The organism is Novosphingobium clariflavum, assembly GCF_026420865.1.
GTDB classification, from domain to species: Bacteria; Pseudomonadota; Alphaproteobacteria; order Sphingomonadales; family Sphingomonadaceae; genus Novosphingobium; species Novosphingobium clariflavum.
The window spans coordinates 1-8,816 of the sequence record NZ_JAPCWC010000056.1 but is presented as its reverse complement, the minus strand read 5'-3'; the positions used below and the strand labels follow the sequence as shown (position 1 = coordinate 8,816).

Here is an 8,816-nt window from a genome sequence, read left to right as displayed (position 1 = left end):
CGCCGAGATCCGCAATTCATGGCCTCTTTCGATCCATCGACACTCGAAGTTGCCATTGATGACCGGGGTGTTTGCTGGATTACCGATCCGGGCCCGTCGATGACGATCTGGCAGCTCATCGAGATCGATCGCGATGGCCGGCGTATCCAGGAGTGCTCTCGCGAGCGCATGCCCGCATTCGAGCCGGTATGGCGATTGGGATCGAGGCAATGGATGCTGAGCGTGCAGTATCGCGACGAGGCTGCATCGCACCGATACAGCCTGGGCGACCTCACCGCCGTGGCCTCACAGGGCATCCATGCTCTCGTCGGCGCGATACCGGAGCAGGTGAGCGTACCCGCCATCGCTTCCTGATCGCGTGGCGTGCGAACGGCCCCGAGCCAAGTATGATCCCCTATCGATCCTGCGCGGCGAGCGAGTATGAGATGGGGTCTCGGGAAGTAGCCACGCCATCGACATGTTCGCAGGTGCTGGCAGGATCCGACTGAGCCTTGCGGCGAGGAGGTTTGCAATGAAGGTCAAGGACGCGCTGGACGGATACGATTACGACCTGCCGCTGATGGATGCTCTCGACAATCCCGGCCTGTCGGTGACCCGCCGGGTGCTGGCGGGCGCAATCATCGGAGAGGGGCTCGATACCGCCTACTTCGCGACCGGCGAACTGGTCGAGGCCTTTGTCGCACTCAAGATCGATGCGCGGCGTAAGGTCCGCCATGGCGAGGGCTTCTTGGCGCTCGAGGCGATCCTCGCCGACAAGAACCCGTTCCAAATGCGGCTGTGGTACCTGCTGTGCGACAAGGCCATTCACGAGGCCATGTTTGATCTCGCCTGGCTGCGCGGGCTCGCCTACGAGCGCGGCCGCATGGCGCAGGTCCTGCGCGAGGAAGCGCTGCCGCACCAGTACATCGCTGATCGTGACCTCGTCGACGACACCACCGCGGCCGAGATGATGCGCAGCCTCACCCACCCGCAGGAATGAGTCTGCCCACCCAGCACTGACCGTGCCGGGGCGCCGGATCAGGCAACGAGCGCAAGGATGGTTTCGCCGCCTCGGGGGCGCACGCGCGAAACCCGATAGGGCTGGAAAGGGTTGCCGGTACGTACGACGAACTGGTCGGCGCCGGTCGCCTCCTGCAGTTGAATGGCAACTGCATAGGCGTGCTCGAACGAAGCGAGACGCTGCCGAAGGGCCGACAGTGTCAGCCCGCTACGCTCAGGACTCATTGATTGAGCCAGAAGATGACGGTTGCGGCGATGCAGATGGCTGACATGAAGGTGTGGGCGCATCGGTCGTAGCGGGTGTGGATGCGTCGCCAATCTTTGAGCCTGCCGAACATGTTCTCGATGCGATGTCGCTGGCGATAGAGCACGGCATCGTGTGGGATCGGAATGTTTCGGTTTCTCTTTGACGGGATGCAGGCCGCGATATTGCGTTCGGTGAGCGCCTTGCGGAACCAGTCGGCGTCATAGCCTCGGTCGCCGAGCAGGGCTTTGGCGCGGGGCAAGGCGTCGAGCATCAGGGCGGCTCCCTTGTAGTCGCTCATCTGGCCCTCGCTCAGCAGCATGACCAGCGGCCTGCCCTTGCCGTCGCACACCGCATGGAGCTTCGAGTTCAGGCCGCCTTTGGTGCGTCCGATACGTCTGGGAACAGCCCCTTTTTGAGCAGACTGGCGGCTGTCCGGTGTGCCTTCAGGTGCGTCGCATCGATCATCAACTGGTCGGGCTTGCCGCCTTGTGCGGAAAGGGCGGAGAAGATCTTGTTGAACACCCCGAGCCGGCTCCACCGGATGAAACGATTATAGATCGTCTTGGGCGGACCATAGTCGGCGGGCGCATCGCGCCATCGCAAGCCATTCCTGATGACGAAGATGATACCGCTGATGATCCGACGATCGTCCACCCGCGGCACGCCGTGAGACAGCGGGAAATATGGCTCGATCCGGCGCATCTGCGCCTCCGACAACCAGATCAGATCACTCATGCCGCCACCTCCTCGCGCCGCCATTGAATCAACCAATCACCCGCTCGGCAAGAGATTTAATAGGTCCTGAGCCTAGTGTCCTGTCCCGCAAATAGCATTACATAAAGTCCAAGTAGGCGGAAGATTCGTTGTCCCGAGGGAGAACGAATATGGCGGGTATCGGTCGTCCGCAGGAACGGGTGCTTTGCCTGAATGATGGTGAACGCGAAGAGTTGGAGCGGATCAGCCGTTCCCATTCCGCTCCGCACAGTGTCGTTCGTCGTGCGCAGATCGTTCTGGCCTCAGCCGATGGCGAGACCAACACGGCAATTGCGCGCCGGCTCGGAACCACGAACCCAACGGTCTGCCACTCGCGCAAGCGATGGTTCGAACAGGGGCTCGTCGGACTGTACGGAGAAGCCCGGCCGAGAACCCATGACGAAGAGAGGATAGCGCAGTTGCTACGCACGGTTCTCGAGGGCAAGCCTGCAGACGGTACGCATTGGACAGTTCGCTCCGCTGCGGCGGCCACAGGCCTGTCCAAGACCACAGTGGGGCGCATGTTGACGCTGTTCGGTGTTCAGCCGCATCGCTCGAAGAGCTTCAAGCTCTCAACTGACCCGCTGTTCGTCGACAAGGTCAAGGACATCGTCGGGCTCTAGCCGATCGCGCTCTTCCCGCGTCAGCAGATTGCGCCGCGCCATGTTGTACCCCACCTGAGTCGGAATGACCCCCAATCGGTCAGGCTAGACCCGTGCAGTGGGGCAGACATGCGCAATGTTATGGCAGAGTTTCAGAGACAACTCCGGCTTAGCGTTGCCTGGCGAACAAACCTTGTGGTGCCCCCCGCTACGCACGAGAGCTTGCGGTTGGAAGCAATGCGGCAGCGCGGGTGCTTGGAAAGATGCGGGGTGCTGCCTGATTTGCGTGCGATGTCGCCAATTTTGTCTTCGAAGCCGTCAGAAGCTTTGAGGAAGTGACGTCATCTTTGGCGCATCACACCCAAAGCCTCATGGGCATCACGAGGATATCGACTTGGGGCCGAAAGCGCGCTAGTCAGCCGGGATGAGCGCAAAGCCCCTTTACCACATCGTTTTCCTCGGCGATCTCGATGATCGCAGAACCAGAATTTGCGAAGCGGTCCTTTTGCGCGCCGACGGCCTCGGCCTTGATCGCGGCGCCATCGGTTTTCTGGGCGCTGACGATGTCATGGAGCGGAATTTGGTCGTGCCGGCCGTCGGTATCTTTCTCGGCAGTCCTTCTTTTGCCAAAGACACCGACGAAGTCACCGAGCTGATCGAACAGTCCATTCCCATTGCCCCTATCGTGTCGAGTGTCGAGGCCGTCGCCGAAGAGATACCGCCGCAGTTGCGGCACGTGAATGCGTTGCCATTGGACGCAGATGGAACGGGCGTCGAACGAATGGCTTCGCTTGTTTTCGAGACTTTCCGGCTTTTGCGCGGTGAGCGCCGGCTCTTCATCAGCTATAAGCGCAAGGACTCACAAGCCCTGGCAGATCGCCTTTACGACGAGCTCGACAAGCGCGGCTTCGACGTATTCATCGACACGCGGGCGGTTCCGCCTGCCGCCGATTTTCAATCCGTGCTGTGGCACCGGATGTCGGATGCGGATGTCGTCGTGCTGATCGATACGGAGGGCTTCCGCGACAGCCGGTGGACGGTAGAGGAACTGACGAAGGCCAACGCGACGAATATTCAGATTCTCCACATCCTCTGGCCGGGCCAGCCGGAGGATAAGGAATCGGCATTCAGCCACTTTTTCCCGCTCGAAAACGCCGACTTCGTCGACGGCAAACCTGCCAAAGGCGAGAGTATTGCGGACGAGACTGTCGTGCGAATCTGCGAACAGGCAGAGGCGCTGCGTGCCCGGGCCATTGCCGCCCGTCATGCCTACCTCGTGGACTCGTTCTGCGATGCCGCACGCGATGTTGGATTGGCGCCAGCAGTCCAGCCTGAGCGATACATTTCCCTCCCGACCGGAAACGGCCGCGCCCTGGCAGTCGTTCCTGTCGTGGGACTTCCTACTTCGATGAGGATCAACGAGATCTTTGAAGCGATCGACGATGCCGGCGCGACGCGGGATCGCTGGATCGTCTTCGACAACCGTGGCCTCCTCGATGTGTGGCTGAAGCATCTCGATTGGCTCAACGGGCACCTGCCGGTTCGCGCCGTCTGGGTATCGAAGACGCCTGATCAGCTCAAGGGACTAGTGTGATGGAGGTTTTCCTCTCCGCCAGCATTCCGCTCCCGAGCCGAGACAGGGTCTACTACGAAACGGTTGACCTTCTTGCCTTGCGCGAAGCGCTCAAGGCGCTTGCCGAGCATGTCTTGCCGGTTGGCCGCATCACTTACGGCGGCCACCCGGCAATCACTCCGCTGCTCGCACTATTTGCAAAGCAAGCTGACCTGGACCGCAGCAAATTCACGCTATTCCAGAGCGCCATGTTCGACGGGAAGCGTAAAGAGGCGATGCCAGCAGACAATGTGCTGTTTGCGGACGTTCGGATCGTGCCCGCTCCCAGCGAAAACGATAAAGAAAATTTGAAAGCAATGCGGGTGGCGATGCTGTCCAGCCAAAACTTCGATGCTGCGGTCTTCATTGGTGGAATGGACGGCTGCCTTGAGGAGTTGGAACTCTTCAAGGAGCTTCAGCCTGGGGCGCAAATCCTTCCGATTGCAACCACCGGCGCTGCCGCCCGCAGTATCTTCGAGAATGGCGACTACAATCCGTCTCTGGGCAGAAGCCGCACCTATCCCACAATCTTCCGCCGATTGCTATCGGCCACCTGAGCGACGCTCCCGGAGGTCACGACTGGGGCTTTCGCTCTGAATACCGCCCCGCTTGCTGGCATCCCGCCTCCAGCCACGGGGATCTCGCGCAAGGGAGCTTTCCACAAGCACACTCGCAGTTGGTCAGGCGGCGGACACCAAGGATGCACCGCCGCCACGTCACACGGTACCGCGGAGCCGAATAGCTTCCTCGACCCACTTTTCGATATTGTTGGCAATCGTGTTGTAGACCTCCTGGCTCGTAGCGCCCGCCGGGTCGTAGACCTTTGCCCAGTTTGTCAGCGGGGCTCCGTTGACGTTGTAGCTCGCAAAAGGATTGGCCCCTGCTGCGGAGGTGGCTCCGTTTTGATTCTTGAGATTGTGAATACGCACACCAAGTACGCCCTTGCCCTCGTTCCAAGCCTTCTCGATTTCGTATTTCACCCACTTGCGCCCTGCAGTCACGCGCCCAACTAGAACAATGAGGCAGCTGCGACCCTTGAGGTTCTCATCGATCCAGTTGCGGATCGCGGCCTCACCCCGCCTCTCGATCTCTTCCCACTGATTGCCCCTTACAAGCGGTTGGCCCTCAATTGCACCAATCTGCTTTACGGTGGAAACCCGCCACGAATCCTCTGCGTAGTGGAAACTGTAGAAGCAACGCCGCACCATAGTTCAATACCCCTGTAACCATTGCCGAAGCGAGATAGCCGTGTTCGCTTCCTCGTTCAAAACGATCCACATCGCGTCCTCGCGCCCTACGATATCGCCCCAAATTATCCTGTCGTAGAGTCCAAGATATTCCTGCGAAGTCCAGTCGGTATCGTACCACACGTCAACTGCCGGAAAGACGGCAATCCTACCGGTGCCCTTATGCCCGTCTGCATAGCCGAGCTCCCAAGGCACCCACCTGCTGTCCTTGCTGTTGCTGGAAGCGAGCAGAACGAAGCGCTTGGTATCGCGAATACGCGACTTCAGGATGTCAGCGGTTTTCCTTGACGTTGTCGGCGGCATTTCCGGGTCGATTTCATCGATATAGACTTGGGCACCGTGGTTCTCGAGTATGAGCGTGGCACCGGCAACCAGTTCGCGATCCTTCGATGAATGCGAAAGGAAGGTCGACCCGGCGAGTGTTCGGTTGCCTTGCGAATATCTGTTGGCCAGTGTCCCGGCCTTGCGGATTTCACTGCCCCACTCGATCAAATTCGCGCGTGTAATGTACTGCCGCATGCCTTGAACTATCCGAGAATCGTCATTGAAAAAGAAGGTTAATCTTCTGGCGCACGAAACGCCATCAAGGTTGGTGCCTTTTTTGTCGGGTTATCCGCAGGGGGCCGAAGCGGCGACTGGTTGAACCTACCGGGCTCAGGCTACCCGCATTCCGGAAACCGGACACGCGTTGTCTGACGCGCCGCTTCCCCGTTTTCCCTCCGGTTTCCACGACAGCCGGCGAAAAACCAATGGGAAGGCACGATCAAAGGCAGCATGAACCGGTTCTCTGAATGAAGCGGTGCCTTCTATCGAGCTTGGCATATCAACCGTTCGCGTTCTAAGATTTATTCAATAAATCCATATGCAAAGCGATTCGCGGGCACGTTTCTCGTGCCCGCGCACCGTTACTGCCAGCCAACATAGCAGAGAGAACGATGTATAAGGCGTACCAGGTACATCTTGCAGATCACGCGGTGCTTGCCGACGCGGAACAGATCGAGGAAATGAAGCGCAAAAATGCCGCTCGCGTCGATATCGGCAATTTCGTCGATGACGACGGCGTCCTCAACGGCAGTGAAATCATCGACAAGTGGTTTCCACAAGGCGATTTCGACGTATTCATTTCACATTCGCATGCCGACGAAACCAAGGCGCTTGCGCTTTCGTCCTATCTCGAACGGAAAATGGGGCTGAAATGCTTCGTAGATTCCTGTGTCTGGCGCTATTCCGACGAGGCGTTGCGGCTGCTTGACAACAAGTTCTGCACCAACTCCGGCTCGGACCCTCGGACCTATTGCTACGATCGGCGCAACATCACGACGACGCACGTCCACAATATGCTTGCAGTGTCACTGGCCAGCATGATGGACAAATGCGAATGCATCTTCTTCCTGAACTCGGAAAACTCACTCGAGAGCAAGGTGTCCATTGCCAATAGCGCGGGAAATACGACAAACTCGCCATGGCTCTACAACGAACTCAACCTGTGCCGCATCCTCCAAAAGAATGTTCCGGACCGGCACATGTGGGTCAGCAAGGCCAGCATGGAAGCAATGAACGAGGCGAGAACCGACCGCCAAGTGCCGCCTTTCCGGTACAATGTCGATATCGACTACATGACGAAGCTCGAGTTCACCGACATCGTCACCTGGGCCCATGCCAACAACCGCCTGGGTTTGCCCAGTCTCGACTGGCTTTACAGCAACTATGAAATGGAGTTTTCGGCATAGGAGCCTCCATCATTATCGGCAAGCCGGCAAACGAAGACCGCGGCTTGCCGATAATCACATGGGACGGCTTCGGTACAACGGATATTGCCGCTGACTGCACCGCAGCTTGGAGGCATCAACCGGGACGGCGCTGGATATCGCATTCTCGGCCAACCCGCGAGGTTCTGTTGCAACGTTCAGCCCAGCTTGCGGTTTGCTCTTTGATATAGTGGGTTATGCGGCGAGTGCTTCGAATTGGCATGCCAGGGACAGATTCTGGGCGTCGTTGGCGAAGATCATCTGCCCCTTTCGGATCATGTGGACGAGTTCGATGCCGCCGAGGATGACCGCGGCGGTGTGCTCGGACTTGAAACCCAGCATCGGTCGAATCCGGCGCTTGATGCGCCGATGGTCCTGCTCGATCCGGTTGTTCAGGTACTGGTTCTGCCGGAGCTTGAGCGGCTCGGTGTTCAATCTGGTGCGCATCCGGATCTCGGCATGGCATTTCCGAGCCGCCTCCAGATTGGTCTGGCTGCCGTCGATAGTCACCTGCGCGGGCAGGCCATGGTGCGCATAGGCCCGCCGGAAGAAGCGCTTCGCGTCCTTGAGATTGCGCGTCGGCGAAAACAGGAAGTTGACCGTGGCGCCGCCTTTGTCGATGGCGCAGTACAGGTACCTCCGCTGACCCTTGACCTTGGTGTAGGTCTCGTCGACATGACATTTGCCTGTCACAGGCCGCTTGCGGGCGTTGAACGCATCGAGCAACTGCGGGGTGTAACGCAACACCCACCGATGGATCGTCGAATGATCTACGCGAACACCCCGCTCGGCCATCATTTCCTCCAGGTCTCGCAGGCTCAAGGCGTAGCTCAGGTACCAGCGCATGCACAGCACGATCAGGTCACTCCGAAAATGCCAGCCTTTGAACACTTTGAACTGACTCCTATGCACAAATCTTCCTACGCCATAACCAACCGACCGGAACTTTGCGACAGAACCGCCTTGTGTGCCTGGGATGGAAAAGCTGCCGATCCGGTCCTGGGGAAGGGAAATTGACGGCTGAATGTCTTGGAAGGGTCGGGCGCAGAAGGGCCTCCACGAGTCCACGGTGGGAATGCCTGCCAGGCGCCCGTTCCACTCATCTCTCCATGCCAAGTCTTAATCGCCGTTGACCGCCGCTAGCCAGCGGACGAAGACGGCGGATGGCCAGATCAAACACACTCAATACCACCAACCTTGCCGCACTCGGCGCCGAGAGACTCGCGGCGCTGTTGATCGAACTCGCACAGGGTGACGCAGCGATGAAGCGGCGCCTGCGCCTTGAACTGGCAAGCCAGGGCGGCGGCGGAGACGTAGCCGCCGAAGTACGCAAGCGGCTAGTCGCGATCGCCCGCGCGCGCGGTTTCGTCGACTGGCGCAAGATCCGTCCGCTGGCACAGGACCTCGAGACCCAGCGGGCAGCCATCATGGCGCATGTGGCGCCAGGCGCGCCGTCCGAAGCGTTCGACTTGCTCTGGCGCATGCTCGAAATGGCCCCGTCGATCTACGAGCGATGTGATGATAGCAATGGCATCGTGAACGGCGTTCTCAATGAGGCCCTGTTGAACCTTGGCGAAGTGGCCGTGCCATCCGGTTTCAGTGCCGACC

The 8,816-nt window shown here is 59.3% G+C and carries 12 protein-coding genes; 7 read left to right on the top strand and 5 right to left on the bottom strand.

Features of this window, described 5'->3' with window-relative positions:
* Positions 1–354 (top strand): hypothetical protein (locus OKA11_RS23985; protein ID WP_267225079.1); only part of this gene is annotated, 354 nt, incomplete at its 5' end.
* A 157-nt stretch (positions 355–511) separates the two neighbouring features.
* The gene (locus OKA11_RS23980; protein WP_267225077.1) at positions 512–979 is read left to right on the top strand and encodes a hypothetical protein; all 468 of its coding nucleotides are present in this window, start codon (positions 512–514) and stop codon (positions 977–979) included.
* Between the two features lie 38 nt (positions 980–1,017).
* On the opposite strand, the gene OKA11_RS23975 is transcribed toward OKA11_RS23980, so the two are convergent.
* Entirely contained in the window at positions 1,018–1,224 is a 207-nt protein-coding gene (locus OKA11_RS23975) for a hypothetical protein (protein WP_267225075.1), read from the bottom strand.
* A protein-coding gene (locus OKA11_RS23970; RefSeq protein ID WP_159827236.1) for an IS5 family transposase occupies positions 1,221–1,981 on the bottom strand; the annotation gives its coding sequence in 2 pieces (ribosomal slippage) (positions 1,221–1,648 and positions 1,648–1,981; 762 coding nt in all). Before OKA11_RS23970 ends, OKA11_RS23975 begins: the two co-directional genes overlap by 4 nt.
* Positions 1,982–2,130: 149 nt before the next feature.
* Here OKA11_RS23970 and OKA11_RS24730 point away from each other — a divergent pair.
* The 3 genes from OKA11_RS24730 to OKA11_RS23950 all read left to right on the top strand — a co-directional run bounded on the left by OKA11_RS24730 (position 2,131) and on the right by OKA11_RS23950 (position 4,770).
* The gene (locus OKA11_RS24730) at positions 2,131–2,622 is read left to right on the top strand and encodes a helix-turn-helix domain-containing protein (RefSeq protein WP_379489298.1); all 492 of its coding nucleotides are present in this window, start codon (positions 2,131–2,133) and stop codon (positions 2,620–2,622) included.
* Positions 2,623–3,025: 403 nt separating this feature from the next.
* Entirely contained in the window at positions 3,026–4,195 is a 1,170-nt protein-coding gene (locus OKA11_RS23955) for a toll/interleukin-1 receptor domain-containing protein (RefSeq protein WP_267225069.1), read from the top strand.
* The gene (locus OKA11_RS23950; protein ID WP_267225067.1) at positions 4,195–4,770 is read left to right on the top strand and encodes an SLOG domain-containing protein; all 576 of its coding nucleotides are present in this window, start codon (positions 4,195–4,197) and stop codon (positions 4,768–4,770) included. The genes OKA11_RS23955 and OKA11_RS23950 overlap by 1 nt, the downstream gene beginning before the upstream one ends.
* Before the next feature lie 159 nt (positions 4,771–4,929).
* Here the strand turns inward: OKA11_RS23950 and OKA11_RS23945 are convergent, their stop codons facing one another.
* Together OKA11_RS23945 and OKA11_RS23940 are read right to left on the bottom strand one after the other, a co-directional pair.
* Positions 4,930–5,421 (bottom strand): TIR domain-containing protein, encoded by a 492-nt coding sequence (locus tag OKA11_RS23945; RefSeq protein WP_267225065.1) that lies wholly within the window; start codon positions 5,419–5,421, stop codon positions 4,930–4,932.
* A 3-nt stretch (positions 5,422–5,424) separates the two neighbouring features.
* On the bottom strand, positions 5,425–5,979 hold the full coding sequence (locus tag OKA11_RS23940; RefSeq protein ID WP_267225063.1) for a toll/interleukin-1 receptor domain-containing protein: 555 nt from the start codon (positions 5,977–5,979) through the stop codon (positions 5,425–5,427).
* A 416-nt stretch (positions 5,980–6,395) separates the two neighbouring features.
* On the opposite strand from OKA11_RS23940, the gene OKA11_RS23935 reads away from it, so the two are divergent.
* Positions 6,396–7,190 carry a TIR domain-containing protein gene (locus OKA11_RS23935; protein WP_267225061.1) on the top strand — a complete coding sequence of 265 codons (795 nt, stop codon included), beginning with the start codon at positions 6,396–6,398 and terminating at the stop codon, positions 7,188–7,190.
* Between the two features lie 213 nt (positions 7,191–7,403).
* Here the strand turns inward: OKA11_RS23935 and OKA11_RS23930 are convergent, their stop codons facing one another.
* Entirely contained in the window at positions 7,404–8,120 is a 717-nt protein-coding gene (locus tag OKA11_RS23930) for an IS6 family transposase (protein WP_379489297.1), read from the bottom strand.
* A 251-nt stretch (positions 8,121–8,371) separates the two neighbouring features.
* On the opposite strand from OKA11_RS23930, the gene OKA11_RS23925 reads away from it, so the two are divergent.
* A partial coding sequence (locus OKA11_RS23925) for a DUF6880 family protein (RefSeq protein ID WP_267225057.1) occupies positions 8,372–8,816 on the top strand: 445 nt, incomplete at its 3' end.

Bases quoted from the DNA above. Each gene is read 5' to 3' on its own strand.
- OKA11_RS23940 (WP_267225063.1), bottom strand. From the start codon at position 5,979: ATGCGGCAGTACATTACACGCGCGAATTTGATCGAGTGGGGCAGTGAA.
- OKA11_RS23975 (WP_267225075.1), bottom strand. From the start codon at position 1,224: ATGAGTCCTGAGCGTAGCGGGCTGACACTGTCGGCCCTTCGGCAGCGT.
- OKA11_RS23950 (WP_267225067.1), top strand. From the start codon at position 4,195: ATGGAGGTTTTCCTCTCCGCCAGCATTCCGCTCCCGAGCCGAGACAGG.
- OKA11_RS23935 (WP_267225061.1), top strand. From the start codon at position 6,396: ATGTATAAGGCGTACCAGGTACATCTTGCAGATCACGCGGTGCTTGCC.
- OKA11_RS23980 (WP_267225077.1), top strand. From the start codon at position 512: ATGAAGGTCAAGGACGCGCTGGACGGATACGATTACGACCTGCCGCTG.
- OKA11_RS23945 (WP_267225065.1), bottom strand. From the start codon at position 5,421: ATGGTGCGGCGTTGCTTCTACAGTTTCCACTACGCAGAGGATTCGTGG.
- OKA11_RS23955 (WP_267225069.1), top strand. From the start codon at position 3,026: ATGAGCGCAAAGCCCCTTTACCACATCGTTTTCCTCGGCGATCTCGAT.
- OKA11_RS24730 (WP_379489298.1), top strand. From the start codon at position 2,131: ATGGCGGGTATCGGTCGTCCGCAGGAACGGGTGCTTTGCCTGAATGAT.